This window comes from Gilliamella sp. B2824, assembly GCF_026536245.1.
GTDB lineage: Bacteria > Pseudomonadota > Gammaproteobacteria > Enterobacterales > Orbaceae > Gilliamella.
On sequence record NZ_JAFNON010000002.1, the window covers coordinates 333,854 to 360,529 of the forward strand.

At 34.8% G+C, this 26,676-nt stretch carries 26 protein-coding genes and 1 tRNA gene; 18 read left to right on the top strand and 9 right to left on the bottom strand.

Annotation, left to right across the window (positions count from 1 at the left end):
• The first annotated feature begins 4 nt into the window (after nucleotides 1–4).
• On the top strand, nucleotides 5–670 hold the full coding sequence (locus tag J3U56_RS03490) for an NAD(P)H-dependent oxidoreductase (protein ID WP_267333214.1): 666 nt from the start codon (nucleotides 5–7) through the stop codon (nucleotides 668–670).
• A 67-nt stretch (nucleotides 671–737) separates the two neighbouring features.
• Here J3U56_RS03490 and J3U56_RS03495 read toward each other — a convergent pair whose 3' ends face one another.
• Nucleotides 738–923, bottom strand: a complete 186-nt coding sequence (locus J3U56_RS03495; RefSeq protein WP_065633294.1) for a hypothetical protein — start codon at nucleotides 921–923, stop codon at nucleotides 738–740.
• Nucleotides 924–1,243: 320 nt separating this feature from the next.
• On the opposite strand from J3U56_RS03495, the gene trxB reads away from it, so the two are divergent.
• From trxB to J3U56_RS03555, 12 genes are all read left to right on the top strand, one after another.
• Nucleotides 1,244–2,197: a thioredoxin-disulfide reductase gene (gene trxB, locus J3U56_RS03500; protein ID WP_267333215.1), complete on the top strand. Its 954-nt coding sequence runs from the start codon at nucleotides 1,244–1,246 to the stop codon at nucleotides 2,195–2,197.
• Nucleotides 2,198–2,209: 12 nt separating this feature from the next.
• Nucleotides 2,210–3,928 (top strand): heme ABC transporter permease/ATP-binding protein CydD, encoded by a 1,719-nt coding sequence (gene cydD / locus J3U56_RS03505; protein ID WP_267366739.1) that lies wholly within the window; start codon nucleotides 2,210–2,212, stop codon nucleotides 3,926–3,928.
• Entirely contained in the window at nucleotides 3,922–5,553 is a 1,632-nt protein-coding gene (gene cydC, locus J3U56_RS03510; RefSeq protein ID WP_267366741.1) for a heme ABC transporter ATP-binding protein/permease CydC, read from the top strand. Before cydD ends, cydC begins: the two co-directional genes overlap by 7 nt.
• A gap of 178 nt (nucleotides 5,554–5,731) precedes the next feature.
• Entirely contained in the window at nucleotides 5,732–6,049 is a 318-nt protein-coding gene (gene rsfS / locus J3U56_RS03515) for a ribosome silencing factor (RefSeq protein WP_065634195.1), read from the top strand.
• A 4-nt stretch (nucleotides 6,050–6,053) separates the two neighbouring features.
• Nucleotides 6,054–6,524, top strand: a complete 471-nt coding sequence (rlmH, locus tag J3U56_RS03520; RefSeq protein WP_267333218.1) for a 23S rRNA (pseudouridine(1915)-N(3))-methyltransferase RlmH — start codon at nucleotides 6,054–6,056, stop codon at nucleotides 6,522–6,524.
• Between the two features lie 19 nt (nucleotides 6,525–6,543).
• Complete coding sequence (gene ybeY, locus J3U56_RS03525) at nucleotides 6,544–7,008, top strand: rRNA maturation RNase YbeY (protein ID WP_267333219.1); 465 nt, start codon at nucleotides 6,544–6,546, stop codon at nucleotides 7,006–7,008.
• A 73-nt stretch (nucleotides 7,009–7,081) separates the two neighbouring features.
• On the top strand, nucleotides 7,082–7,954 hold the full coding sequence (gene corC / locus J3U56_RS03530; RefSeq protein WP_267333220.1) for a CNNM family magnesium/cobalt transport protein CorC: 873 nt from the start codon (nucleotides 7,082–7,084) through the stop codon (nucleotides 7,952–7,954).
• Nucleotides 7,947–9,488, top strand: a complete 1,542-nt coding sequence (lnt, locus tag J3U56_RS03535; RefSeq protein ID WP_267366743.1) for an apolipoprotein N-acyltransferase — start codon at nucleotides 7,947–7,949, stop codon at nucleotides 9,486–9,488. Before corC ends, lnt begins: the two co-directional genes overlap by 8 nt.
• Nucleotides 9,489–9,717: 229 nt before the next feature.
• Entirely contained in the window at nucleotides 9,718–10,626 is a 909-nt protein-coding gene (locus tag J3U56_RS03540; protein WP_267366744.1) for a glutamate/aspartate ABC transporter substrate-binding protein, read from the top strand.
• A gap of 80 nt (nucleotides 10,627–10,706) precedes the next feature.
• The gene (locus J3U56_RS03545; RefSeq protein ID WP_065799040.1) at nucleotides 10,707–11,441 is read left to right on the top strand and encodes an amino acid ABC transporter permease; all 735 of its coding nucleotides are present in this window, start codon (nucleotides 10,707–10,709) and stop codon (nucleotides 11,439–11,441) included.
• A 1-nt stretch (nucleotide 11,442) separates the two neighbouring features.
• Nucleotides 11,443–12,144, top strand: a complete 702-nt coding sequence (locus tag J3U56_RS03550; RefSeq protein ID WP_065634202.1) for an ABC transporter permease subunit — start codon at nucleotides 11,443–11,445, stop codon at nucleotides 12,142–12,144.
• On the top strand, nucleotides 12,141–12,866 hold the full coding sequence (locus J3U56_RS03555) for an amino acid ABC transporter ATP-binding protein (RefSeq protein WP_065634203.1): 726 nt from the start codon (nucleotides 12,141–12,143) through the stop codon (nucleotides 12,864–12,866). The genes J3U56_RS03550 and J3U56_RS03555 overlap by 4 nt, the downstream gene beginning before the upstream one ends.
• A gap of 439 nt (nucleotides 12,867–13,305) precedes the next feature.
• On the opposite strand, the gene recD is transcribed toward J3U56_RS03555, so the two are convergent.
• Both recD and J3U56_RS03565 read right to left on the bottom strand, forming a co-directional pair.
• Entirely contained in the window at nucleotides 13,306–15,162 is a 1,857-nt protein-coding gene (recD, locus tag J3U56_RS03560; protein WP_267366746.1) for an exodeoxyribonuclease V subunit alpha, read from the bottom strand.
• 26 nt (nucleotides 15,163–15,188) lie between these two features.
• On the bottom strand, nucleotides 15,189–16,790 hold the full coding sequence (locus J3U56_RS03565; protein WP_267366748.1) for a mucoidy inhibitor MuiA family protein: 1,602 nt from the start codon (nucleotides 16,788–16,790) through the stop codon (nucleotides 15,189–15,191).
• Between the two features lie 241 nt (nucleotides 16,791–17,031).
• On the opposite strand from J3U56_RS03565, the gene nadR reads away from it, so the two are divergent.
• Together nadR and pnuC are read left to right on the top strand one after the other, a co-directional pair.
• Entirely contained in the window at nucleotides 17,032–18,267 is a 1,236-nt protein-coding gene (gene nadR / locus J3U56_RS03570; RefSeq protein ID WP_267333225.1) for a multifunctional transcriptional regulator/nicotinamide-nucleotide adenylyltransferase/ribosylnicotinamide kinase NadR, read from the top strand.
• Nucleotides 18,268–18,269: 2 nt separating this feature from the next.
• Complete coding sequence (gene pnuC / locus J3U56_RS03575; protein ID WP_267366750.1) at nucleotides 18,270–18,959, top strand: nicotinamide riboside transporter PnuC; 690 nt, start codon at nucleotides 18,270–18,272, stop codon at nucleotides 18,957–18,959.
• Nucleotides 18,960–19,192: 233 nt separating this feature from the next.
• Here pnuC and J3U56_RS03580 read toward each other — a convergent pair whose 3' ends face one another.
• Genes J3U56_RS03580 through J3U56_RS03605 form a run of 6 tightly spaced genes read right to left on the bottom strand, consistent with a single transcriptional unit; the run spans nucleotide 19,193 to nucleotide 22,716 of the window.
• Complete coding sequence (locus tag J3U56_RS03580) at nucleotides 19,193–19,822, bottom strand: protein-L-isoaspartate(D-aspartate) O-methyltransferase (protein WP_267333227.1); 630 nt, start codon at nucleotides 19,820–19,822, stop codon at nucleotides 19,193–19,195.
• Nucleotides 19,823–19,826: 4 nt separating this feature from the next.
• The gene (truD, locus tag J3U56_RS03585) at nucleotides 19,827–20,849 is read right to left on the bottom strand and encodes a tRNA pseudouridine(13) synthase TruD (RefSeq protein ID WP_267333228.1); all 1,023 of its coding nucleotides are present in this window, start codon (nucleotides 20,847–20,849) and stop codon (nucleotides 19,827–19,829) included.
• 23 nt (nucleotides 20,850–20,872) lie between these two features.
• Nucleotides 20,873–21,358, bottom strand: coding sequence for a 2-C-methyl-D-erythritol 2,4-cyclodiphosphate synthase (ispF, locus tag J3U56_RS03590; RefSeq protein ID WP_267333229.1), 486 nt, complete (start codon nucleotides 21,356–21,358; stop codon nucleotides 20,873–20,875).
• 8 nt (nucleotides 21,359–21,366) lie between these two features.
• Complete coding sequence (gene ispD, locus J3U56_RS03595) at nucleotides 21,367–22,068, bottom strand: 2-C-methyl-D-erythritol 4-phosphate cytidylyltransferase (protein ID WP_267333230.1); 702 nt, start codon at nucleotides 22,066–22,068, stop codon at nucleotides 21,367–21,369.
• Nucleotides 22,069–22,079: 11 nt separating this feature from the next.
• Nucleotides 22,080–22,376, bottom strand: a complete 297-nt coding sequence (gene ftsB, locus J3U56_RS03600) for a cell division protein FtsB (RefSeq protein ID WP_065632994.1) — start codon at nucleotides 22,374–22,376, stop codon at nucleotides 22,080–22,082.
• Between the two features lie 22 nt (nucleotides 22,377–22,398).
• A complete protein-coding gene (locus tag J3U56_RS03605) occupies nucleotides 22,399–22,716 on the bottom strand; it encodes a TusE/DsrC/DsvC family sulfur relay protein (RefSeq protein WP_267333231.1) in 318 nt (105 codons plus the stop codon).
• A gap of 191 nt (nucleotides 22,717–22,907) precedes the next feature.
• Here J3U56_RS03605 and J3U56_RS03610 point away from each other — a divergent pair.
• The 3 genes from J3U56_RS03610 to J3U56_RS12065 all read left to right on the top strand — a co-directional run bounded on the left by J3U56_RS03610 (nucleotide 22,908) and on the right by J3U56_RS12065 (nucleotide 26,255).
• A tRNA-Ser gene (locus J3U56_RS03610) sits at nucleotides 22,908–22,995 on the top strand.
• Nucleotides 22,996–23,427: 432 nt separating this feature from the next.
• Nucleotides 23,428–24,021, top strand: a complete 594-nt coding sequence (locus J3U56_RS03615) for a glutathione S-transferase family protein (protein ID WP_267333232.1) — start codon at nucleotides 23,428–23,430, stop codon at nucleotides 24,019–24,021.
• Nucleotides 24,022–25,400: 1,379 nt separating this feature from the next.
• A complete protein-coding gene (locus J3U56_RS12065) occupies nucleotides 25,401–26,255 on the top strand; it encodes a methylated-DNA--[protein]-cysteine S-methyltransferase (protein WP_323849509.1) in 855 nt (284 codons plus the stop codon).
• Nucleotides 26,256–26,676 lie beyond the last annotated feature (421 nt).

Genomic DNA, 26,676 nt, shown 5'->3' on the forward strand with positions numbered 1-26,676 from the left:
GAATATGGATCAATTAAATCAGGCCTTTGAATTTAGACATGCATGTAAAAAATTCGACATCAATAAAAAAATCAATGATATCGATATGGAATATATTCTAGAAGCAGCACGTCAATCTCCATCATCATTTGGCATGGAGCCTTGGCATTTTGTTGTGGTGAGCAATGATAAAATTAAAAAGCAATTACGTGCAATTTGTTATGATCAAGAACAAGTAACTAGCTGCTCGCATTACGTTGTTGCCCTTTATCGTAAGGCTAATAATTTTACATTACAAAGTGATTATTTACGTCGAACCATTGCTCGAACCTTACCGAATCCAGAGGATAAAACCGCTATCGACATTGCTTGCCAATCTTTTATCAATTTTTGTAAACATGGACTCGCTGACGGTTTAACCCTCAATCACTGGTCAGAAATGCAAATCTATATAGCAAGCGCAAATATGATGACGGCTGCTGCTTTCAAAGGCATCGATTCCTGTGCAATAGGTGGGTTTGAGAGTGATAAAGTCATCAAAATTTTTGAAAATACAATTCCTCAATTCAGCGGCCAAGTATTTGGTGTTGGACTTTGTATCGCCTTTGGATATCGGGCTGATGAACCTAGTTCACCACATATTCGCTGGCCACTTACCGATATGACAACTTATTTACCTAATGACAAATAAGGCAGTAATTGCCTTCACTCGTCACTCGGCGAGATGAAGGGTAAGCCAACTAACATCACACTACCCTTTATTTCACTAAATTATATAGCGCTTCTGCATCAGAAGAAGCGCAATCTATTATAAACTCAATGCCTGATAAAATATTACCAAGTTGAGGATCATTAACCTGTTGTTGCACCGAATTTAACATTTGTTGTGCCCAACTAATTTTTGAAAGCACTGACTCGACTTTTTCTATAGTAGTATTATTCATCTTATATCCTTTTAGTTTATACGGGTAATCTAAACAGATAACCGGAATAAAGTCACAAAAAATTTAAAAGATTAATTTTAATCACTTAAAAAAAGAAATTAAACAAAATATAGTTTTAAAAATAAGAAAATAGTTTAAAAAAAATGAAAATATAAAGATAAACTTTGAAAATTACAACAATAAAAAATTATTGCGATAACCTATTACTGCAATAATCAATTTTTTTCATGACATGGATTGATAATGTTAAACTTATCAGTTATAAATTGCACAGCTTTGGTTGCTAATAGCCAGAATATTTAAATAATAAGGATAGTAATATGAAAACTAAACATGCTCGTTTATTAATACTTGGTTCTGGCCCTGCCGGTTACACGGCAGCCGTTTATGCTGCAAGAGCAAATTTATCACCAGTATTGATTACTGGCACACAAGAAGGTGGACAACTAACAACCACTACCGAAATTGAAAATTGGCCAGCTGGGGCACCGGAACTAACCGGTCCTGAATTAATGGTCAAAATGAAAGAACATGCAGAAAGATTTAATACAGAAATTATTATCGACCAAATTGATCGTGTTGATTTTAGCAAGAAACCTTACAAACTTTACGGTAGTGAAACTGAATATAGCTGTGATGCATTAATTGTTGCTACCGGAGCATCAGCACAATACTTAGGATTACCATCAGAACAAGCTTTCAAAAGTAAAGGCGTTTCGGCTTGCGCCACTTGTGATGGATTCTTCTATCGAAATCAAAAAGTTGCAGTCGTAGGGGGTGGTAACACTGCTGTAGAAGAAACACTTTATCTTGCCAATATTGCGAGTGAGGTACACTTAATACACCGACGCGATAGTTTTCGAGCAGAAAAAATATTAATGGATCGACTAAATGAAAAAGTAAAAGAAGGTAAAGTAATATTGCATACTCATCAAGTCGTGGATGAAATACTGGGTGACAATATGGGGGTAACAGGTGTTAGAATGCGTAGCACACAAGATAGCAATCTCACCGAGCAACTTTCTGTGATGGGCGTATTTATCGCTATTGGTCACAAACCCAATACCGCAATATTCGAAGGACAGCTTGAACTTAATGGTGGTTATATCAAAGTACAATCAGGCACACAAGGTAATGCAACGCAAACGAGTGTTGAAGGTATTTTTGCTGCAGGTGATGTGATGGATCATGTTTATCGACAAGCGATTACATCCGCGGGAACAGGTTGTATGGCGGCGTTAGATGCCGAGCATTATTTGGATAATTTAAAATAAAAATAAAATTTCATGTCTTTAGATAAACAACGTCAAACCTATCTACTTAGTTGGTTAAAACAGCACGCAAAACTACATAAAGCTGATTTGCGTGCTTCACTATTAACTGGCCTTTTACTCACTATTTTGATCATTGTTCAAGCAGCGCTATTGGCTATTATTTTGCAAAAATTAATTATTGAACAACGTAATTTAAATAAAGTACTGCCCTATTTTTTAGCGCTCGTCATTACCTTTCTAGCGCGTGCTGCATTGATTTATTTTCGTGAAAAAATCAACTTTTCATTGGCTACAAAAATTCGCAAAAACATTCGACACCAGCTTATCAATCAACTTGAATTACTAGGCCCGGCTTATTTAAATCAGAGCACTACAGGTGCTTGGAGCACTTTACTCATTGAACAAGTTGACAAGCTGCACGATTTTTTTGCTCGTTATCTGCCTCAAATGCGGCTAGCGAGTATGGTTCCTATATTAATTTTCTTTGCTATTTTACCGTTCAACTGGGCTGCGGCAGGTATATTACTATGTACAGCCCCACTTATTCCTATCTTCATGATTTTAGTTGGAATGGGGGCTGCCGATATTAATCGTCGCCATTTTAAAGCACTCGCTTACCTTAGTGGGCATTTTTTAGATCGCCTAAAAGGACTAGCAACCATTCGGTTATTCAATCAAGGTGATAAACAAGCCAAACAAATAACCCAAGCATCTGAAGATTTTCGCATCAAAACCATGCAAGTATTAAAAGTAGCATTCTTATCCTCTGCGGTATTAGAATTTTTCACTTCAATATCAATTGCAATTGTTGCAGTCTATTTTGGTTTTTCTTATCTAGGTGAATTTAATTTTGGTTCATACAATAGCACAGTGACGTTATTTGCAGGCTTTTTTGCGCTTATCTTAGCGCCTGAATATTTTCAACCACTACGCGATCTTGGCACATATTATCACGCCAAAGCAGAAGCGATTGCAGCAGCCGATAATATCGAAACATTTTTAAGCCAACAGCAACCAAAACAAGCAAGTCATAACTTACAAACCAATATTGAATTTAAGCAAACATTACAGACGATTAAAGCAACTAATTTAATCGTCATGTCTAGCGAAGGCTTGCCTATTGTAGGGCCTTTAACTTTCACGCTAAAGGCACCGTTCAATCTAGCTTTGATAGGCACCAGTGGTGAAGGCAAAACGTCATTAATGAATGTATTATTGGGCTTTTTACCCTACCAAGGATCGCTAACCATTAATGATATTGAATTTAGCCAAATAGAGATCAAAACATGGCAACAACAAATTAGTTGGATTGGTCAAAATCCTTACTTAATTAATGGCACTGTGCGCGAAAACATTTTACTGGGTAAACAAAATGCATCAGACCAAGAACTCGAAACCGTCATAAAAAAAGCGCAATTACTAGATGTTATAGCCAAATTGCCCTCTGGTATAGATACACAAGTGGGAGAAGATGCAGTGAGACTATCAGTTGGACAAGCCCAACGTATAGCGTTAGCTAGAGCAATGTTAAAACCGTGTCAATTATTGATTCTTGACGAACCCACAGCCAGCTTAGATAAGCAAACGGTACAGCAAATTGATCAACAACATATTGCGATCAACACGATTACCATTACTCACCAAAATGAAGATATGCAAGAGTATGATCAAATATGGCAATTGTCACAGGGAAAACTACAGAGTATTAACGGCAAGGAGCATGCATGTTAGCCATTTTACGCCCCTATATTGCACTGTATAAACACTATTTTTGGCAAATTATTTTGGGATTATCACTGTCTATACTGACGTTATTTGCCAGTGTTTTTTTATTATCTTTATCCGGTTGGTTTTTAGCCTCAACAGCGGTAGTTGGTGTTGCAGGTTTGTATACGTTTAATTATATGTTACCGGCGGCAGGTGTACGTGCGGCAGCAATTACACGAACAGCTTCACGCTATATGCAACGATTAGTGGATCATAACACGACCTTTAAAATTTTAGCGTATTTAAGAACGTTGGCCTTTAAAAAAATATTGCCGCTAAGTGCTAATCAATTAGCGCATTATCAAAAAGCTGACTTACTTAATCGTTTTATTGTTGATATTGATGCACTAGATCATCTTTATTTAAAATTATTTTCACCAATTGTAACGGCATTAGTCATGATTGTGCTGCTATTTATTGGATTAAGTACCATTAATCTACCCATTGCATTAATCATTTGTATTATACTTACGGTAACCCTACTTGCTGTGCCCATTATTTTTTATTATGCTGGTAAGCAATTGGGTGAACAGCTAGCTCAGCAACAAAGTGAGTATCGATCGCTGTTAATCAATTATTTACAAGGGCAAGCTGAGCTCATTTTATTTAACGCACAGTGCCGTTACCGAGTTAAACTAGATGAACTTGAATCTAACTGGCTTTACAATCAACAACGCCAATCAACCTTAGTGGCATTATCAACCGCACTGGTTATACTAATTGCAGGCTTTTTAACATTACTGGTGCTTTGGCTTATAACCCAATATACCTTATCACCACTTGTTGCATTATTTGTATTTGTTTGCCTTGCCAGTAACGAAATTTTAATGCCAATTCCTGCGGCATTTATCTTTTTAGGTCAAGTCATTGCCTCGGCTAAACGTACAACAAATATTTTCAACCAAACACCCGATATACATTTTGTTGAACATGGCAAGACAATTGATTTAAATTCAGCAAAATTACAATTTGATCACATAAATTTTTGTTATCCAAATCAACCTTTTGCGATATTAACCCATTTTTCATTAACGGTTGAAGCTGGTGCACATATAGCATTAGTGGGTAAAACCGGTTGCGGCAAATCAACATTACTAAGTTTAGTCACGCGTAGCTGGCAACCCAATTCTGGTACTATTTTTATTAATAACACGCCTATCGAACAACTCGATGAGCCAACTTTGCGCAAAGTTATTGCCGTTGTACCCCAAGTTATCACTATTTTTAGTGATAGCCTTCGTCAAAATCTACTTATTGGTAATGACCAAGCATCAGATAAGCAATTAAAAGAGGTATTACATCAAGTCGAACTGGACAAACTACTTGCAACCGAACAAGGATTAGATTTACCCCTTGGACAAGGTGGACGAACATTATCGGGAGGCGAAATTCGACGAATAGGTATCGCAAGAGCTTTACTCCACAACTCGCCTTTGATCTTGATGGATGAACCAACTGAAAGCCTTGATCAACAAACTGAACAACAGATAATTCAATTAATTAAACAGACATGTGCTGGAAAAACGTTACTTATGGTTACTCATCGTTTAACCAATAATCCGTTATTTGATCGGGTTATTACACTTTAAGTTATAGTTACATTTCCCTACTCCCCAATGATCACAACGTTTATTGGGGATAGCTAATGATTGTTAAGTGAGTAAACGGCTAAATTAATTTTGCTACCAAAAGTTCGGCGTATTATCACCACCATTCTATTTAAAAAATATGCTATAATGACGCTTTATATTTAACAGTAGAGAGATTATTTTGCAACAATCGTTACAAGATTTTATTATTGATAAAATTGATGATCTAAAAGGCAAAGACATTGTTACCCTAGATGTGCGAGGCAAATCAAGTATTACAGATTATATGATTATCTGTACTGGTACGTCTAATCGTCACGTTGCCTCAATAGCTGGACATTTACTCGATGAAGCAAAAAAACAAGGATATTTGGTCTTAGGTAGTGAAGGTCAAAATGATGCAGATTGGGTAGTGGTTGATATGGATTCAGTTATCGTACATATTATGCAGGAACAAAGCCGACAACTATACGAACTGGAAAAACTGTGGAGTTAATCTAGTGAAGATTCAACTTATTGCTGTTGGCAACAAAATGCCTCATTGGGTTACAACAGCTTTTGATGATTATTGTTCCCGCTTTCCTAAAGATATGCCTTTAGAACTAATTGAAATTCCTGCCGGTAAGCGCACCAAAAATGCGGATATTGTCCGCATTTTAGATAAAGAGGGTGAAATGATGTTAAATGCTTGCGGTAAAGGTAATCGCATTGTCACACTCGATATTCCTGGTAAAGCATATACAACACACAATTTAGCTCAACAATTAGAGCGCTGGAAAACCGATGGTCGCGATGTGAGCTTACTGATTGGTGGTCCTGAAGGTCTTTCTCCTGCATGTAAAATTGCAGCTGAACAGAGTTGGTCACTTTCTCCACTTACTTTGCCCCATCCACTGGTACGGGTAATTGTTGCCGAAAGTTTATATCGCGCTTGGAGCTTGACCACCAATCACCCTTATCATCGTGAATAATCGTCATTAGGAAAATAAAATGAGCGAAATTATTTTAGATTTGCAAATCGCAAGTGAAGAAACTGACAACCTACCAAGCGAAACACAAATAATGCAGTGGTTAGATGTGATTTTACCACAATTTATGGATCAAGCAGAAATTACCATCCGCATTGTTGACCAAGCTGAAAGCCAACAGCTAAACAATACTTATCGCCATAAAGATAAACCGACTAATGTATTATCTTTTCCATTTGAATCACCGATTGAAATTGATGTGCCACTATTAGGCGATTTAATCATATGTAAACAAGTGGTAGAAGCTGAAGCGCAAGAGCAACATAAATCACTAACTTCACATTGGGCGCATATGATTGTTCATGGTTGCTTACACCTATTAGGTTATGATCATATCCTTGACGAAGAAGCCGAAGAAATGGAAAATATTGAAATAGACATTATGCGGCAATTAGGCTTTGATAATCCTTATCAAGCAATTGACTAATGTAAGCATTTAGTTAATATAACTATCTACCACAACTAATTAAACAATAAATCAAAACAAAGGAAGAGAGCAAATGAGTGATGATAATCACCGGAGAACCAAAAAAGGGTTTACACTATGGTTAAGTCAGTTATTTAATTCAGAACCAAAAGATAAAGAAGAACTGATCGAAGTTATCCGCGAAGCAGAAGAAAACGAACTCATCGATCCTGATACGCTTGATATGATTGAAGGTGTGATGGATATTGCAGAACAACGCGTTCGTGACATTATGATTCCCCGCTCTCAAATAATCACAATCAAAGACAATTACACGCTTGATCAATGTTTAGATATCATTTCTGAACATGGGCATTCCCGTTATCCTGTGATCAGTGAAGATAGAGATCACATCGAAGGTGTGCTACTTGCCAAAGATTTACTGATTTTTATTCGCCAAGGTGTTGCTGATTTTGATTTAAAAAAAATCCTACGACCAACGGTCATTGTGCCCGAAAGTAAACGTGTTGACCATATGTTGAAAGAGTTTCGTATGCAGCGTTACCATATGGCAATGGCCATTGATGAATTTGGTGGTATATCAGGACTGGTTACTATCGAAGATATTCTAGAACTGATTGTTGGTGATATCGAAGATGAATACGATGAAGTCGAAGATCGTAATATTCGTCGTTTATCTCAATCCGTTTATACCGTCCGAGCGCTTACACCTGTTGAGGACTTCAATGAAATTTTTGCTACTTCATTTAGTGATGATGAAATGGATACCATTGGTGGACTGGTTATGCAACACTTCGGTCGTTTACCGTTACGCGGCGAAAGTATCTTGATTGATGGCTATCAATTTAAAGTGACGATAGTCGATCGCCGGCGTATCATTCAATTACATGTAACAATTCCTGAAGGTGCAACTATACCTAATTTAGAGCTACCAGAAAATGCTTAAACACCTTTTCCTAAGTTTAATTTTGGGGGGCATAGCTGTTTTTAGTTATGCGCCTTTTCATATTTGGCCTTTAGCTTTTATCTCATTTATTGGTCTATTATGGTTAATTGCTGACAAATCCAAAAAACAGGCCTTATTGATAGGGTTAACTTGGGGGATAGGTTATTTTGTTGGTGGCGTACATTGGATTTATATCAGTATCAAACAATATGGTGAATTACCCACCGCGATTGCTATTGTCATATTGGGATTATTAATTGTCTATTTATCGCTTTATCCAATGCTATTTGCACTGTTATTAAGAATGCTGGATCGCTATGCCCCTGCCTTTTCTTTTAAACAACTTGTTATTACTGCACCTGTAATTTGGCAATTTAGCGAATTTCTACGTGGCTATATTTTAACAGGATTTGCTTGGCTAGAGCTTGGATATAGCCAACTAGATAGCCCTTTGCGTGCATATTTTCCTATTATTGGTATAGAAGGGGTTAACTTAATTACTAGTATTATCTGTGGATTAATACTTTATATTTTACACCAATTGCGTTCCAAGGTTCATAAAAAGCACGTGCTTGGTGCGATATTTGCACTAATAGCGATCTTTATTGCACCAATTTCATTCAAAGATATTGATTGGACAACCGTAGATCAGCAACGTACAGCCAACTTTTCGTTAATCCAAGGCAATATTCCACAATCATTACGTTGGAATAGTGAACAATTGGAAAGCACGTTAAAAACTTATTATCAACTCACACAACAATCATTAGGCAAAGATAAAATCATTATCTGGTCAGAAGCGAGCATTACTGACTTCGAGATAAATCAACAACCATTTTTATATTATTTAGATAACCAAGCGAGAGCTAAAGGTTCCGAAATAGCGGTGGGTATTATTGATTACCGTTTAAAAAACGCTGAAGACCAAGCTAACGGTGATATTTACAATACGCTCTTAGTGTTAGGAGGTAAAGAAGCTTATCAGTATCCAACAACCAATCGTTATCAAAAACATCATTTAGTCCCTTTTGGTGAATTTATTCCGTTAGAATCTGTACTTGAACCGATTGCCGCATTGCTAGACATTCCTATGTCATCAATGAAACAAGGCGATAAAAAGCAACCCCAATTAACAATGCAAGGATTTAAATTTACAACGGCAATCTGTTACGAAGTGATTTTATCTAATTACATATGGCATAACTTTCAACAGGATACTGACTTTTTACTGACTGTTTCAAATGATGCTTGGTTTGGTGATAGTATTGGGCCAAAACAACATCTACAAATGGCACAAGCAAGAGCATTAGAGTTTGGCAGACCCTTAATCCGTAGTACCAATAATGGCATAACTGCAATTATTGATAAAAAAGGCTATATTATTCAGCAAATACCTGCATTTACTGAAGGTGTGTTAAATGCAACATTATCCCCAACCACTGGTTTAACCCCTTATGCAAGATGGGGAAATCTACCTTATTATGTTCTTATCCTATTCATGTGTATTATCACTTTTATAAAAAAACGTTCATAATTTAAGATACTGGCATAATTATTGCTTAAATTAAATTGAGTTCCAACTAAAACCTGAGGCTTCATTAATTGCTAAAAATGCAAAATATCAATTAATGTATCTAGCTCCAATAATCTATAAATAAACAGTAAAAAGTACTTTTATGCTAAAAAATAAGTTATAATATACGCCCTTTGTAAAAATATTAAATAAATTTAATATGATACAAAATAAACAGTAGGAGATGACTATGAACAAAAAAACAAAATTAACCAAATTAGTTTTATCATTTGCAATGTTAGGTCTAATGGCTGGAACTGCAGTTGCAGAAGAACTCAATGGTACATTAGCTAAAATCAAAGAAAGTGGTGTGATTGTTGTTGGTCATCGCGAATCGTCAATTCCGTTTTCCTACTACGGTGATAATCAAGAAGTTATTGGTTATTCGCAAGATTATTCTAATTTAATTGTCGATGCAGTTAAAAAAGAACTTAATTTACCAAATCTTAAAGTAAAATATTTACCAGTTACGTCTAAAACACGTATTCAACTACTAAATAACTACACTTATGATTTTGAATGCGGTTCGACAACGAATAATCTTGAACGTCAAAAAACTGTCGATTTTTCAGATAGTATTTTTATTGTTGGTACGCGCTTTTTAGTAAAAGCGGACAGTAATATTAAAAGTATTGAAGATCTTAAAGGCAAAAATGTGGTTACCACTGCCGGCACTACGTCTGAAATTCGTTTAAATCAAATCAATGCTAAAGAAAACCTAGGTATTCGTATTATTACCCCTAAAGATCATGGTGATGCATTTAATGCGCTTGAAACAGGACGTGCTGAAGCATTTTTAATGGATGATGCGTTACTTGCTGGGGAACGTTCGCGTGCAATAAAACCAAATGATTGGAAAATTGTTGGCGAGCCATTATCTTATGAATCTTATGGCTGTATGTTAAGAAAAGGTGATGTTCAATTTAAACAATTAATGGACAAAACTATTTCTGACGCACAAAAATCAGGAAAAGCACTTGAATCTTACAACAAATGGTTCACTCAACCTGTTCCACCAAAAGGCGCCAACATGGCACTTGAAATTTCACCAAAAATGGTTGAGCTGTTTGCAAATCCTAATGATAAAGCATTAGATTAATACTATTCTTATCTTTCTAATCCATGTACTAAATGTATTAACATTTAGTACATAACCTAAATTAGTGAATTAAATATATTATGAGTTTTAATTGGACACTATTTTTTGAACCCACCCCTTATGGTGATGGGATTTACTTAAACTGGCTATTAGATGGCATCTTTGTGACAGTGTCGTTAGCTGTGACCGCTTGGATCATTGCCTTTGTGTTAGGATCTTTGGTCGGGATATGCCGAACACTTGACAATAAGTTTCTTAATAACTTTGCGGCAAGTTATATTCAGCTGTTTCGTAATATTCCATTACTTGTACAAATGTTTTTATGGTATATGTTATTTCCAGAAATTTTAACAGGTAGCTTAAAAACATGGTTTATATCTGGCTTATCGCCAAATGTCAGCTCTTTTATCACAGCAGCAATTGCTTTAGGATTATTTACTTCAGCACGTATCGCAGAACAAGTAAGAACAGGTATTCAAACTTTACCTAAAGGTCAACGTTATGCGGCTATCGCACTTGGATTAACGAATCGTCAAGCATACATATACATTCTATTACCTAATGCTTATAGACGTATAATTCCACCATTAACCTCAGAAATGACGAATATCATTAAAAATTCATCTGTGGCGTCAACTATTGGGCTAATCGATCTCATTGGTCAAATTGATCGCATTAATGAATCGACTAATAGTATTGTGGAGATACTTTGTGGCGTCACTATTGCATTTATGTTAATCAATTATGCAGTACTGACTATTATGCGAATTGTTGAAAAACATACGCGCTTACCTAACATGAATCATGGAGGATAAAATGCAGTTATTCGATTGGATTGCTAATATACCTTCATTAGTATCAGACAACTATCATCTTTTATTAAGTGGTTTATGGTTGACCACAAGAATTACACTCAATGCGGTCGTTTTTGGCATTGTTTGGGGAACAGTGCTTGCATTAATGCGTTTATCAAATAACAAAATACTTAACATATTTGCTAAATGCTATGTGAATTTATTTCGTTCCATCCCACTACTTTTAGTACTGTTATGGTTCTATTTAGCGCTTCCGCAAGTTATTAAATATGTATTTAACTTACCACCTTATGCCGATGTTCGCGTTGTATCAGCAATGATTGCCTTTGCTTTATTTGAAGCAGCTTACTATTCTGAAATTATTCGCGCAGGTATTAACGCTGTCGCTAAAGGCCAATATCACGCTGCTTACGCACTCGGTATGACCAAAGCGCAAGCGATGCGATTAATCATTTTACCGCAAGCATTTAGATCAATGGTACCGCTATTACTCACTCAAGGTATTATCTTATTCCAAGATACATCTTTAGTTTATGTCATGAGCTTGATTGATTTATTTGGCGCAAGTGTGACACAAATCGGCAACGTGCAAGGTGGCACGGTAAAATATTCTATGATTATTTTTGCAGCAGCAAGTTATTTTATAATTTGTTTTACTGCTTCACGTTTAGTTAATTATTTCAAAAAAGGGATAAATCGATGATCTCCTTAGAAAATGTATCAAAATGGTATGGACAATTTCAAGTATTAAAGAACTGCTCAACAAAAGTGGGAAAAGGCGAAGTAGTCGTTGTTTGTGGCCCATCTGGCTCAGGAAAATCAACACTAATTAAAACTGTAAATGGTTTAGAACCTGTACAAAAGGGTAAAATTATTATAGATGGCACAGAAATCACGGATAAATCGACCAACCTAGCTAAACTTCGATCTAAAGTAGGCATGGTGTTTCAGCATTTTGAATTATTTCCCCATTTAACAATATTAAAAAACTTAACCCTTGCTCAAATCAAAGTATTGGGAAGAGCAGATGAAGAGGCGCGTGAAAAAGCTTTAAATCTATTAGAACGTGTAGGTTTACTGGCGCATGCAGATAAATACCCTGCTCAGCTTTCTGGTGGACAACAGCAACGAGTAGCAATTGCCCGTGCACTTTGTATGGATCCTATTGTTATGTTATTTGATGAACCAACATCTGCACTCGATCCTGAAATGGTTAATGAAGTGTTGGACGTTATGGTAGAGTTAGCTTATGAAGGTATGACTATGATGGTAGTGACACATGAAATGGGCTTTGCTCGTAAAGTTGCACATCGTGTTATCTTTATGGATGCAGGTGAGATCATCGAAGACACCTCAAAAGAGCAATTCTTTACTAATCCACAATCAGATCGTGCTAAAGACTTTTTAGCAAAGATTATTCATTAATTATCATCATAAAAATAAACAGCACTTGGTTAATATAGCAAGTGCTGTTTACCTAGATTACTGCTTATCATCTACATAAAAAAAATTATGTAGATAAATCATTCTTCATGATGCATTAACAACGTTTATTTTTATCTAGTTAGTTTGACAAAAAACCTTCACTAAAATTGATGAGTTATCTTTGCAAGTCAAATATTGCCAGTAATGAGATATATCTAAGTAGCTTAACAATAAATAAGGATTGATTTAAGAAAATAATAAACTATGCACCATCAATTTGGTATTTTAAAAATGCATAACAAATTATCCCAGAAGCTATGTCTAGACTACCTAAATTATCCTACCCGCTAATTATATTTACGAACTTAAACAGCTTAGCGCTATTATTGACTAAAACAATTAGCAAACTTTTTAGACTAAAAACGTTACCATCACTATGTTATGGGCAAGTATTTTCTATTTGTTGAGCTAACCCACTTTCACGATGTATTTGACTTTTGACGGAAAGCGCTAAAATTTGAGTATCGGCATAAATCGATACAGTTTTTTTAGCTCGCGTAATTGCAGTATAAAGTAAAGAGCGATTGAGTAATGGTGAATAATCAGTTGGCAATATAATATTTACATCATCAAATTCTGAACCCTGTGATTTATGAATAGTCATTGCATAAGCCGTTTCATGCTCAGGTAACCTGAAGGGTGAAAACCCTTTGATAGAACCATCAGCAAAAGGAAAATAAACACGTAATTTACTACTATCATGCTCAGCAGGTAGGGCTATGCCAATATCACCATTATATAACCCTAATGCGGCACTATTACGTAAAATCATAATAGGGCGGCCGATATACCATGCCTCTTTATTCTTTATCTGAATTAACTTATGGTTAGCTAATAGAGATTCAATTTGTGAGTTTAAGCCGCTAACACCGAACATTCCTGATCGCAAAGCACAAAGCAGGCGATAGTTGGCAAACTTAGCTAAAATGGACATAATATCATTATCACCACTAGACTTTATTGCCTTTAAATAATCTGAATAATGTTTAACACTTTCATTTAAAATAGACTGATAGGTCTGTTTTGATGCTAAATTATAGAAATGAATGTCATTAAATTCAGCATTCATGAGCAGTGCTTTTACCTTGCTAACACTGCCCTCTTTTACCGCATTAGCCAATACACCAATACCTGACGTTTGATCAAATCGGTAACTTTTTTGTAATAAGCATATACTATCGGTAATTGTTGCAACTTTCTGCTCACTCGGCACAACATAACCGGTTAATTGCGTTAACTCCAAGGCGCGTGAAGGGCTATAGCCTTTACCAATAAAAGCGCAAAGATCACCAAATACCGCGCCAGCCTCAACCGATGAAAGTTGGTCTTTGTCTCCTAATAGAATTAAACGTGCCGCAACGGGTAATGCATCAATCACTCGCGACATCATATTAAGATCAACCATTGATGCTTCATCAATCACCAATACGTCAACGTGAAGAGGATTTTGTTTATTATAATGAAAAGAACGATTATCTGCTTTAGCGCCCAATAAACGATGTAAAGTAATGGCTTCTGCCTTAATATTAATTTTTTGATTAACAGGCAATTGTGCTATGGCTTGGCTAAGTGATTCTGTTAACCTTGATGCAGCTTTCCCCGTTGGAGCAGTTGCAACAATGCGAGAATTAGGATTGGTTAACAAAATGCCAGCTAATATTTTAGCCACTGTTGTGGTTTTACCGGTACCTGGTCCACCAGAAATAATAGCCACTTTACGCGTTAACGCCACTGCCACAGCGATTTTTTGCCAATCGATGGACGCCGATCGTTGAGTAAATAATTGATCTAAAATCGTAATTAAATCAGCCTGTGATGCTAATTGTTGTTCAGATGAGGGTTGATTAAAATAAGATGCAACTTGCTTTTCATCTAGGTACATACGTTGAAAATAGAGTCTATTATCAATAAATACAAGCGGTGAAAGCAACGTGCCGTCGCTGATTATCTGATTATTTTGTGCTTGCAAAATAGTGGTTAACCAATCTTGCAAAGTGGGGGAAGCTAAATCACGCCAAAGCTGCGGATCATAGTTTTGCTCGTTTATTTGGGAAATATCCAAACAAACATGCCCCGCTCTTACCTCAAAACTGAGCAATAAAACCAAAAAAGCCAAACGTTTAACGACAATATCATCAGTTAGCTGTGATTTTTTTGATAAAAACAGCGCTAAATGAATATCAAGTAAATTAATTTGACTATTTTGTTTAAACTGATTTAACCACTGTGTTAGCATACGTTATTCGTTTTATCTGATCGTGTTTATAACCCTGAAATTTCACTCACTTTATCCTTTGGATAAGTTAGCTTAAAGCTCAAATTAAGATTTTTAGTTTCTTTAGGGTTTAATTTTAATTGCCAAGACAATAAACCACTTTCTTTATCATAAATTGCGTCGTCATATTTTGCATCTTCAAGCTTGACTATTTTATTTAAAATTACAGGCAATTGATCGTAAATAACAATATCTATTGGTAACGATTTATTATTCTTAACATCAATGGTGTAAGCATATTTTTGCGATATATCATCACCAAAGAAGGAAGGCTTTGATGTTTCATTTAAATTTCGATCGCGTGAAATAAAAATATTTTTATCATGTCCAAGGGACAGATCCAGTGTATCTTTCACGCCTTTGGTTGTAATAAAACTTTCACCTAGATAATCGCCATTAAAAAATACTGTCGATTTTCCAGGTAAAAGATTCAATTTATCCCAATCAGAAATTTGCGCTTCTAAATATACATTGCTACTTAATTTTGGCGAAGCAATATAATGATATTGAGCCAGAACTTCTTTATTTTGTAAAGTAAGTATATTACCGTAACTGTTAGATTTTATCGTATAAGGTAATTTTACATTAAAATGAGTATTAATACCCAAATTGTCAATCAACACATTATCTGAAGCGCTTTCAAAAGCCAGACCATCTAAGGTTTTTACAGCAGTGGTACTAATATCATTATATCTTTTTTCACTGCTAGCTAAAAAAGGGCCATTTTTTTCAGAAAATACATCAATTTGCCAAGGCATTAACTTAGGTGCAGTTATGCCTTCTTTAGGGTTTGATGTAGATAAACTAAAATCGACATTTTGCCAATCTAAACCACTATTTTGATAAATATCCGCTTTATAAGTTAATTGCAAGTTAGAATTAATATCGGCAACACGAATATCATATACAGGAGACCAACCAGCATCATTAATGACATAAGATAATGTCACTGGTAAAGTGATTGCTTTATCTGAGTAGACTTTTACATTAATGACATTTGTTAAACCATTGGTTGACTCATTTTTAAGGTTATCGATTTTTTCTTGAGTATCGGCGATTTGTGTATCTGTCTGAGCAAGTTCTTTTTGTAATTTATTTTGTTCATTGAGAAAGGTTACCAAATTGGTTTTAACAAAATCTAACACATTTTTCATGTTGTTAAGATCATCATGATCACTTTTAACTAATTGATCAAGTCGATTATTTTTTAGTAGTGCAATTTGCTGGTCAACTGCACTTAATTCAATTGCTGTTCTATCATGGGTATTTTGTAATTGTTGTAATTTGTCTAATAAAGATTTCATTTCTGCACTATCTTCATTATTATCGGGATCTTGATTATTAACGCCGATTGACAATATTTTAATATTTGCATCATTACTAAACCCAACATTAATGGAATGAGGATTAACACTATTAGCAATGTTGGTTAGTAAAATCTCATTTTCACCTTTTATTAAAGTTACATTTGACTGACCTTGTAATTCAGCACCTTGTAAAAAAACTGTCACTTTATTCAACGAAACATTATTGGCAAAAACATTGCTTGAAGCTAACGCAATAAAAAAAGTAAGCTTGTATATGTTCATTTTTTCTCCTTTTATTCAATATTTTTATCTTCTAAACAAGAGAATAAAGCCGGTTAACCATACCAACAAAATTGTCTAATGAATCAATTTGACTAACTAGTATTTACTATTTTTGATTGAATTTCTATCAAATTAAAATCAATTCATTAAATCAAGAAAAATTTTTGTTTAATATATTGAACATTTAATTATAATATTGTAAATTTTGTTTCAGATAAAAAACAAAAGATAAGGGGGCGATATGAATGGTTTTAGTTATTTAAAAACAGCCATAAAACGCAAAAATTTATCGTTACAAACAGTTGCTGATGCCTGCCAAATGACCAAAGGTTATTTGAGCCAACTAATTAATGATAAAATCAAAAATCCTAGTGCTCAAAAGTTACAATCACTCCATCACTATTTGCAAATTGATCCCAATTGTAAACATAAAAAAGTAGGCGTTATTTTTGGCAAGTTTTATCCACTACATACTGGTCATATTTATCTTATTCAACGAGCTATTAGCCAAGTTGACGAACTTTATGTGATTCTTTGTTCCGATACGATGCGAGATATGGCGCTATTTAAACAAAGTGCAATGTCACGCCAACCAACAATTAACGATCGGATTCGTTGGTTATTACAAACGTTTAAATATCAAAAAAATATCCATATTGAGCTTTTAGAAGAAGATGGTATTCCTTCATATCCAAATGGTTGGAATGAGTGGAGTGATCGCGTTAAAAAGTTATTTAAGGAAAAAGGCATTAATCCTAGTTGTGTCTATTCCAGTGAACCACAAGATGTAGCGATGTATAAAGATTTATTCGATTTAGATACCGTACTTATTGATCCTACACGCCGATTTATGCAAGTAAGTGGCACTCAAATTCGCCAAGCCCCTTTAAAAAATTGGCAATATATTCCAACTGAAGTTAGACCGTTTTTTGTACGAACTATTGCTATTCTTGGTGGTGAATCAAGTGGTAAATCGACATTAGTCAATAAGTTAGCCAATATGTTTAATACCACTAGCGCTTGGGAATATGGTCGTGATTATGTATTTTCTCAACTTGGTGGGGATGAACGAGCATTGCAATATGCAGATTACGATAAAATTGCTTTAGGACATGCACAATATATCGATTTTGCAATCAAACATGCCAATAAAGTGTCGTTCATTGATACTGATTTTATTACCACACAAGCATTTTGCAAAAAATATGAAGGTAAAGAGCATCCATTTTTACAAGCCATGATCAACAACTATCGATTTGATCTGGTTATTTTATTGGGTAATAACACCCCTTGGGTTGCTGATGGATTACGTAGTTTAGGTAGCCCAAAACAGCGAAAGGACTTCCAGCAGCTACTTATCTCATTATTAGAAAAAAACCATATTAGTTATGTTCAAATCGATTCACCTGACTATGATGAACGATATTTACGCTGTATTGAACTAGTCAATCAACTTATTAACGATGAAGAGTCTTAATCATGAATAAATTAGCCAATTTTATTATCGCTATAGGACGTAATCGATTTTATCCTTACTTCTGTGTACTTTGTGTCACCTTAGCTTTTTTATATACAGATCCATTTAATAATTTCAATTTACGTTATGCCGTGTCGTATGCTGGTGCATTTTGTGGATTGTTATGTGTAATCTTATTAGCTAAACGCAAAAACTTAGGGAATGTGCTAGGAATGCTAGCTGTAGTCGCTGAGTGTTGCGCTAACTTTCTTGGTGGCAATATTGGGGCAGGCTTGCCTACTTTTTACTATTTTGGCTCACATGTTTATGGATTAATCACTTGGCAAAAAAACCTGGATAGTCATCAACATGTCAAAGTTCGATCACTTAGTGAGCAAGCTTTTTTATATACCCTTATTTTTCTGATTATAGCTGTCTTTTTTAATGTCTATTTAACTAATGCTATTGGCGTAGATAATACAATATATCAACTGATTACAAACTGTTTTATTTTTGGATTAGGTGTGGTGGCTCAACTTTTACTGATGATGAGATATTCATTCAATTGGTATTTGTGGGTGATTTTAAATGTCTTGGTTATTGGTTTAAATATTTATACCAATAATATTATCATTGCAACTCAATACCTGATTTATTTGTTCAATGCTATTTATGGAATTTGTGAATGGAAACATTCTGAACAAAAACAGTAAATTGTTACGCTTGAGTCAGGTATAGAAGTTCAATTTCGCGTTTTAGAATAAAAGGATACTAAAGGAAAGTAAAACGCCCAAATAAGAATCTATAAAATATAGATTATATAGTTAGTATAAAACGTAATACATAACAATTACCAAACTCACTTGAGATCGCCACAAATAAGAAAGGCCTAGAATACAATCCAAATGTATTAAATAAAAGCCATCAATCAATTTGATGGCTTTGGTTATTCAATATCACCTTTTACTAACGGAACAAACTTAACATCACCAACATTATTGACAATAAAATTATCACCGTTTCGTTCAATAACCTGCAAAATTTGTTTATGTTCATTACCTACCGGTATAACCAATCGACCTTTATCGGCTAATTGTTCGAGTAATTTACTAGGCACTTCAGATGCAGCAGCCGTAACAATAATACCATCAAAAGGACCTCGTTCAGGCCAACCTAACCAGCCATTTCCATGACGCGTTGAAATATTGTGAAGATCTAACTGTTTTAAACGCCGTTTAGTATTCCATTGCAAACTTTTAATCCTTTCTACAGAACAAACATGATCGACTAACTTAGCTAATATCGCCGTTTGATAACCCGAGCCAGTTCCAATTTCAAGTACTTTTGAATGGGGTTCTAGTTTCAATAATTCTGTCATTTTGGCGACAATGTAAGGTTGTGAAATAGTTTGCCCACTACCAATAGGTAAAGACCGATTATCATAAGCCTGATGAGAAAGTGCCTCATCAACAAAATGCTCCCTAGGAATAGCAGCAAACGCTGTTAAGACACGCTCATCTTTGATTCCTTGCTGACGCAACAATTTAATTAAAGATTGCATTTTTAAACTTTGCATGTATTTACTCACTTCCTATTATCAATTCACGTATCACGCTTGTTGCATAACAACCTGATGGTAAATAGAATTTCAAATTAACATTATTATCATCTAACCATTGCCAACTCAATTGTGATGGATAAACGACTATCGAACGTCTTGCTGTTTCAACGCGCTCTTTGGCAAATAATGAGTTAAAATTAGACCAACTTTGTAGACAAGATTGCTCAAATTCAAAAGCGACAGATGTTGTCCCTAATGGCGAATCACCAACCATAGGTGCTGTTATATTGATTTCACCTTGATGTACACGTTGTTGTAAAGAGGGTAACTCTTCAGCTTGGGCAACAAACCAACTGCCACGACCAGCAAGCTGTAATATATCACCATCAAGCACAGTTTGATGCAAATTCTGTGCAATTCGTTGGCTGACAATATTATTAAAAATTGCACTTCGAGCAGCGGAAAGATAAAAGCTACGCTTTTTACGATCAGTAACAGATATTTCACCATTGGCCCATTTTATTGCTTGAACAACATTATTTTGCTCACGACCAAAACGTTGTTCACCAAAATAATTTGGTACACCAAATTGTATAATCAAAGCTAATTTTGATTCAATTTCGGATTTATCGCTTAATGATGTTAGGTTGATATTAAAATAATTGCCTTTTAATGCACCTATTTTTAATTTCTTATTATGGCGAGTTACTTTTAGTATTTTACATCCATCTAAATTAAAATTCGAAAAATCAGGCGTAGCTTGACCTGGCATATGTAAACTAAACCACTGTTGAGTGACAGCTTGACGATCTTTTAACCCTGCATAACTCACAAATTTAGCCGAAATACCGACATATTTTGCCAACTGCTCGGCAACAAAAATGGTATTACAATCACGTTTTTGTAAAAAAACAAAAACATGTTCACCATCGTTGGTCAACTCAAAACCAAGATCTTCTGTAACAACAAAATCTTCAAATTTTTGTTTATACTGGCCAATTGTGGTGGGTTTTCCATAAAAATAATTTAGTTCAGCTAACACAGATACTACCTATTTTTTTCAATTTAATTGTCTTTAACTATTTTAGTTAATAACACTACTGCTTCACAAGCAATGCCTTCTTTACGCCCAGTAAAGCCTAATTGTTCAGTGGTTGTTGCTTTAACACTAATTTGATCAAAATGAACATTCAGGTCTTCGGCAATATTAATCCGCATTTGATCAATATGGGGGCGCATTTTTGGTTCCTGTGCAATTATTGTGGTATCTAAATTAACCAGCTGATACCCTTTAGCTTGTATTGTGCTATAAACTTTTTTTAATAATATGCGACTGTCTATACCTAAGTATTGCGGATCGTTATCAGGAAAAAACTTTCCAATATCACCTAACGCTAATGCACCGATTAAAGCATCGGTAATAGCATGTAATACCACATCGCCATCTGAATGCGCTATCAGACCATATTGATAAGGAATTTTCACGCCGGCGAGAGTAATTGGTCCATCACCACCAAATTTATGAACATCAAATCCATGCCCTATTCTCATACTGGTACCTACTTTAAAGTTGAATGAGTTAAATAAAAAGTAGCTAATGCTAAATCCTCAGGTTGAGTAATTTTTATATTGTCTCGGCGACATTCAACTAATATAGGATGCCCTCCACAATACTCAATAGCAGAAGCTTCATCGGTGATAGTTATATGATTATTCAACGCATTAAGTAAACATGATTTGAGTACTTTAGCTGTAAATAATTGAGGGGTTGCAGCTGCCCATAAATGCGTTCTATCTTCTGAACGTTCAATTATTTTATCATTGTCTTGATAGGCACGCTTTATCGTATCACTGACGCGAGTGGCTAAAATGCCGCCTTGCTGTGAATTTAACACAATATCAATTAAACGCGTAATATCGTCATTATGAACACAAGGCCTAGCTGCATCGTGCACTAAAGCCCAATCATCATCTTGCAACAAATGTAAACCTGCTAATACAGATTCAGCACGAGTTTTACCGCCTATCGTAACGTTTATTTTATCATGCGCAGCAATAGCTAGTGTGTTAAACATCACATCTTCAGGGCTAATAACAACGATAATCTGTGCTATTTTAGGATGTGATAATAACTTATTTAAGGTATGCTCGATAACCGTCATTGAGCCAATTTTTAAATATTGTTTTGGTAATTGGCTACGCATTCGACAACCTATTCCTGCCGCCGGAACAATGGCCGTAATATTACAATTCCTATTCACTGCATTATGCCTTAACGATGTTGTGTTTTTGAATCAACAATAATTCGATAAAAATACTCATTGGGCTTGACCATACCTAAATGACTACGCGCTCGCTCTTCTATCGCTTCCGAACCACGCTGCAAATCATTAATTTCAGCAAACATCTGTTCATTACGGTCTTTCAATTGCGCATTTTGTTCATGAAGATCTGCTAATATTTGAACATTATCTTGATAATCATAAACATTATTTTTGCCATACCACAGTGAGTATTGCAAATAGCTAAGTACAGCTAATAAAATTAATGGGACTTTCCATCTAATCATGAGTTTTATCTATTCACTAAATTTAGATACATTTAACTGGTTTCGGTAAACCTGCAAGTTTAGTTGCCTGTTTTGCCGGGCCATCAGGAAATAACTTATACAAATAGCGACTATTACCTTTTTCTGTGCCAAATTTTTTTTCCATAGCTTTAACTAATGCTCGAATAGCTGGTGAAGTTTTATATTCTAAATAAAAATCACGAACAAATAATATCACTTCCCAATGCGCATCGGTTAATTCTATCGACTCTTTAGCGGCCAACAGTGGGACTAAATCAACACTCCAATCCTGCCAATTTTTTAGGTAACCTTTATCATCGGTTGGTATTTGACTTAACATTTTTATAAACACGCTGTTTTATTTAAATCATATTATACTCATTTAAAGAAATGATGGCACTATTTTGATGGTAAAAGCATCATGACACGAATATTCACCTCAAATTTGATGAAATTTAAAGCAAACGATGAAAAAATTGAAAATAGCTATTTACAAATTCATAAGTCTCCTTTAATATTCACAGCCATTGCGGAAGTGTGGCTGAGCGGTTGAAAGCACCGGTCTTGAAAACCGGCGAGGGGCGACCCTCCCAGAGTTCGAATCTCTGCGCTTCCGCCATCTTTCCTAAAGATTGTTCAATTAGTCGCAATTCAAGTTTTAATAAACAGCTTTTCTTCAAAAACATCCCTCAGGATATATTGTAACCCTTAAATTTATTACTCCGTCAAAATATTAGATTATTATAAATAAAAACGAATATAAATCATAATCCAGCTAAATAGAAATTAACCACATTCCATTCTTTTTTGAGCATAAACCAAAAAACTATAGACGATAAAGACAAAATTTATTCAGTTTTACATCTGTCTTTGGATAACTAGTAAATAAAGTAACAGTAAAGATTTTGTTTTATCCAGCAACAACTATACAATCTATTTTTTAAATAAAGTGATCATCTAAAGTTCCGATAAGCAATGATCACTTAAACCAAAAATGAATGCTTACTTTTACGCAATACCGATTATTTAATTTATTAATAGGAGACGAAGCTTGAAAATATACACTGCACCTGGATCACGATCTTTAACTGTTATCTGGGCTTTGGAAGAAATAGGCCTTCCTTATGAAGCAATACGGGTTAAAATACACACAGATGATGCGGCCGTCAAATCACCTCATCCTTTTGGTAAAGTACCATTTTTAATGGAAGGGAGTTTTTCATTAAGTGAAACGTTGGCCATATGCCTTTATATTTGTGAAAAAAAACAAAATACGTTATACCCTGCGAATTTACAAGAAAAGGCTATTATCAATTCTTTAATCAGTTTTTCGATTACTGACTTAGAAACGCCACTTTCTTGCCTTGCTAAACAGATACTGTTTACTCCTGAAGATCAGCAATCGCCAGAATTTATCAATTACTTTAAAAAACAAACCATTGATGTTTTGTCTAGAATAGAACTAAAAGACACAAATGCATGGCTCATTGGTGATACCTTTACGTTAGCAGATATCTTTTTATCTCATCGATTAATGTTTGCAAAAGCATTTGGCATTACGTTGGACAAAAAACTTGAAAACTATCTTCAAAAAGCGATGAGTAGACCGGCGTTTTTAAAAGCTCATAAAATAAATGATGATTAATTGTCATTTATTTTACATTTTGATTAACCGCTTTATGGCGGTTTTTTAACAGTCCCCTTACTGAATTGAGTTTGTTAAGCCGTGAGCAAGTGAGTAATGAACCACTACTTTACCATTACCAATTGACTGATTTGGGGCAAAATTATCAAGATGAAAACGAGTAAAATCTATCAACGACATCGTTATCGATAAACTTAAAAACCATATTAAACCAATCAAAACGTTACTTTCAACCGCACCCCATATTCCACATCAATATGCAAATAATCGAGCTGAAAATTCACGTCAACCAACAAGGCTTAGGGAAAGGAAAATGCATAAATTTAAATCGTTAATGCAAGCACAATTATTCTTATCGTGATTTGCTAATATTTACAATCATGTCAATTGCGCAAGGCATTTATGTTCAGCTAAAACCTTCGTATTTTAACTGAGCGAAGATTTAAATATTGGAATATTATTACTTAAGTTACGTCTAACATTCAAAATTAGAGGTTAACTGCAAAATTAAAATGCGTTTCAATAATAAACAGAAGGAGTGATTAAAATACCTCTAATTGAGCTAAGGAATTACTTATCAACTTGCAATATAGATATTATGGATCTCGTATTGATAAAGGACACCTAGAAAAGATAACCGAGCGCTTATAATTGGTTGAGCAAGATGATAAGTAACGATCAACTTGCCAATGTATACAATCTATTGATATTGACAGATATGACACCTGCTCTTTTGGATCTGTATACTGTTATGCAATAACATCAAAGAGAAGAATACTCGCTAATAAACGCCAACATAATAAATTCTCACCCCAATTGGTAGGCTATCCGATTGAAACAGACACGATTAAAGGTTTGCCCCACAATTGCTACTTATTTTACAAAATGAATTATTTTAATAGCAAGATTCGGGTTTTTAATCGTTCTGATTTTGTTTATTATCAATACGTATTATAGAGAAAAACACAAATAAGCTATCAACAAGTAAATATACTGTATTGATTAATAAAACTAATCAACGGCCAAATACTAAAAAAAATTCAAACAACATGTATAAAAGATAACTTAGGAATGGTAATTGCAGTTAGAGCAAATAAAGATTTATACGCCTATCTTTACTAAACATCGCTCGTTATTACTAGAGCCAAGACAAATTCGATAATTTTCAAATAGGCAATGAGTAGAAAGATATAACGTTTATCTCTCTTCATTGAAGACTCGACCGAGAAAATACTTTTGTCTGGAAATTGATCAAGTTTGATATTTCTTTAGTGTTTATTAAAACTGTGTCTCAGAAAAATATGGCACAATTTATTAATGATACTGTAGGGTACCTATCACTCATAACTTCATTGGTTTGCTGAAAAGGAGTATTCAAAGTGAATAAACAAAAACAGAGAGATTTTGATCGAATAAAAAAAGCCATTGGATATTTGAGTGAAAATTATCAATCTCAACCGACGCTCGAACAGGCCGCAGAACATGTACATTTAAGTCCTTATCATTTCCAGCGTATGTTTTCTAATTGGGCTGGAGTAAGTCCTAAACAATTTCTAAGATATATCAGTATCACTCACGCTAAAAACCTTCTAAAAGAAGAAAGCGCCTCATTATTGGATGCCACCTATGAATTAGGCTTGTCGAGTACCAGCAGGTTGCATGATCTATTTATTGATATTGAAGGTATGACGCCGGGAGAATATAAAAATAACGGAGAAAACTTATCAATTAATTATAGTTTTATAGATAGCCCTTTTGGTGAAACCATCATTGCATCAACAACAAAAGGAATTTGTTATCTCGCTTTTGTTGAGGATGAACAGTCATCACTTCAATCATTGAAAGCGCTATATCCTAATGCGCAATATCGACAATGTACTGACCAGATTCAACAAAATGTAATCTTCGTATTTACGCAAGACTGGTCAAAACTAGCTAAAATAAAGCTACATATTAAAGGTACGGATTTTCAACTTAAGGTGTGGCAGGCTTTGTTATCCATTCCTATGGGAAAACTATCAACTTATAGCAACATAGCAAACAAGATACATAATCCCAAAGCGAATCGTGCGGTTGGCTCTGCTATTGGTGATAACCCAGTGGCCTTCTTAATTCCTTGTCATAGAGTTATAAAATCGACAGGATTATTAGGGCAATACCATTGGGGTAGTGACCGTAAAGCAGCCATGATCGGTTGGGAAGGTATTAAAATAGATCCTAAACGGAGGGAATAACCAAAAAGAGCATCGTTGGGAATTAGCAAAAAGAATAAAGGCAGGCAAATAATGTTTAATGGTTATATAAAAAATCCACGGAAAGCTAAATTGCAAGACTGAAAAGTACAATAGATATGAGACGTATTTTCGAGAAAAACCATAAACCATATGGCGACACTATACTCATGAAAAAAATAATTTTTTATAAAATTATTAACAATTAAATGATAATCATCTTGTCACTGTTGCGTAAAACATCTAATTCACGAGCAATGTAACATATATATTGTCCTAATCTAAATCGAACATAAATATCCATATAACTATCTTTGGTTAACATTTCCTATTATTCATAAAAAAAATAGCGACTATAGAATCTTTTTTCAAAAAGTGTCAAAGAACTAAATTTATCACATATAAAACAATAGGTTAATATTTT

What these genes read in the sequence shown, in the direction of transcription:
- J3U56_RS03490 (WP_267333214.1), top strand. Translation starts at nt 5, where the DNA reads ATGGATCAATTAAATCAGGCCTTTGAATTTAGACATGCATGTAAAAAA.
- J3U56_RS03495 (WP_065633294.1), bottom strand. Translation starts at nt 923, where the DNA reads ATGAATAATACTACTATAGAAAAAGTCGAGTCAGTGCTTTCAAAAATT.
- trxB (WP_267333215.1), top strand. Translation starts at nt 1,244, where the DNA reads ATGAAAACTAAACATGCTCGTTTATTAATACTTGGTTCTGGCCCTGCC.
- cydD (WP_267366739.1), top strand. Translation starts at nt 2,210, where the DNA reads ATGTCTTTAGATAAACAACGTCAAACCTATCTACTTAGTTGGTTAAAA.
- cydC (WP_267366741.1), top strand. Translation starts at nt 3,922, where the DNA reads ATGTTAGCCATTTTACGCCCCTATATTGCACTGTATAAACACTATTTT.
- ybeY (WP_267333219.1), top strand. Translation starts at nt 6,544, where the DNA reads ATGAGCGAAATTATTTTAGATTTGCAAATCGCAAGTGAAGAAACTGAC.
- corC (WP_267333220.1), top strand. Translation starts at nt 7,082, where the DNA reads ATGAGTGATGATAATCACCGGAGAACCAAAAAAGGGTTTACACTATGG.
- lnt (WP_267366743.1), top strand. Translation starts at nt 7,947, where the DNA reads ATGCTTAAACACCTTTTCCTAAGTTTAATTTTGGGGGGCATAGCTGTT.
- J3U56_RS03540 (WP_267366744.1), top strand. Translation starts at nt 9,718, where the DNA reads ATGAACAAAAAAACAAAATTAACCAAATTAGTTTTATCATTTGCAATG.
- J3U56_RS03545 (WP_065799040.1), top strand. Translation starts at nt 10,707, where the DNA reads ATGAGTTTTAATTGGACACTATTTTTTGAACCCACCCCTTATGGTGAT.
- J3U56_RS03550 (WP_065634202.1), top strand. Translation starts at nt 11,443, where the DNA reads ATGCAGTTATTCGATTGGATTGCTAATATACCTTCATTAGTATCAGAC.
- J3U56_RS03555 (WP_065634203.1), top strand. Translation starts at nt 12,141, where the DNA reads ATGATCTCCTTAGAAAATGTATCAAAATGGTATGGACAATTTCAAGTA.
- recD (WP_267366746.1), bottom strand. Translation starts at nt 15,162, where the DNA reads ATGCTAACACAGTGGTTAAATCAGTTTAAACAAAATAGTCAAATTAAT.
- J3U56_RS03565 (WP_267366748.1), bottom strand. Translation starts at nt 16,790, where the DNA reads ATGAACATATACAAGCTTACTTTTTTTATTGCGTTAGCTTCAAGCAAT.
- nadR (WP_267333225.1), top strand. Translation starts at nt 17,032, where the DNA reads ATGAATGGTTTTAGTTATTTAAAAACAGCCATAAAACGCAAAAATTTA.
- pnuC (WP_267366750.1), top strand. Translation starts at nt 18,270, where the DNA reads ATGAATAAATTAGCCAATTTTATTATCGCTATAGGACGTAATCGATTT.
- J3U56_RS03580 (WP_267333227.1), bottom strand. Translation starts at nt 19,822, where the DNA reads ATGCAAAGTTTAAAAATGCAATCTTTAATTAAATTGTTGCGTCAGCAA.
- ispF (WP_267333229.1), bottom strand. Translation starts at nt 21,358, where the DNA reads ATGAGAATAGGGCATGGATTTGATGTTCATAAATTTGGTGGTGATGGA.
- ftsB (WP_065632994.1), bottom strand. Translation starts at nt 22,376, where the DNA reads ATGATTAGATGGAAAGTCCCATTAATTTTATTAGCTGTACTTAGCTAT.
- J3U56_RS03605 (WP_267333231.1), bottom strand. Translation starts at nt 22,716, where the DNA reads ATGTTAAGTCAAATACCAACCGATGATAAAGGTTACCTAAAAAATTGG.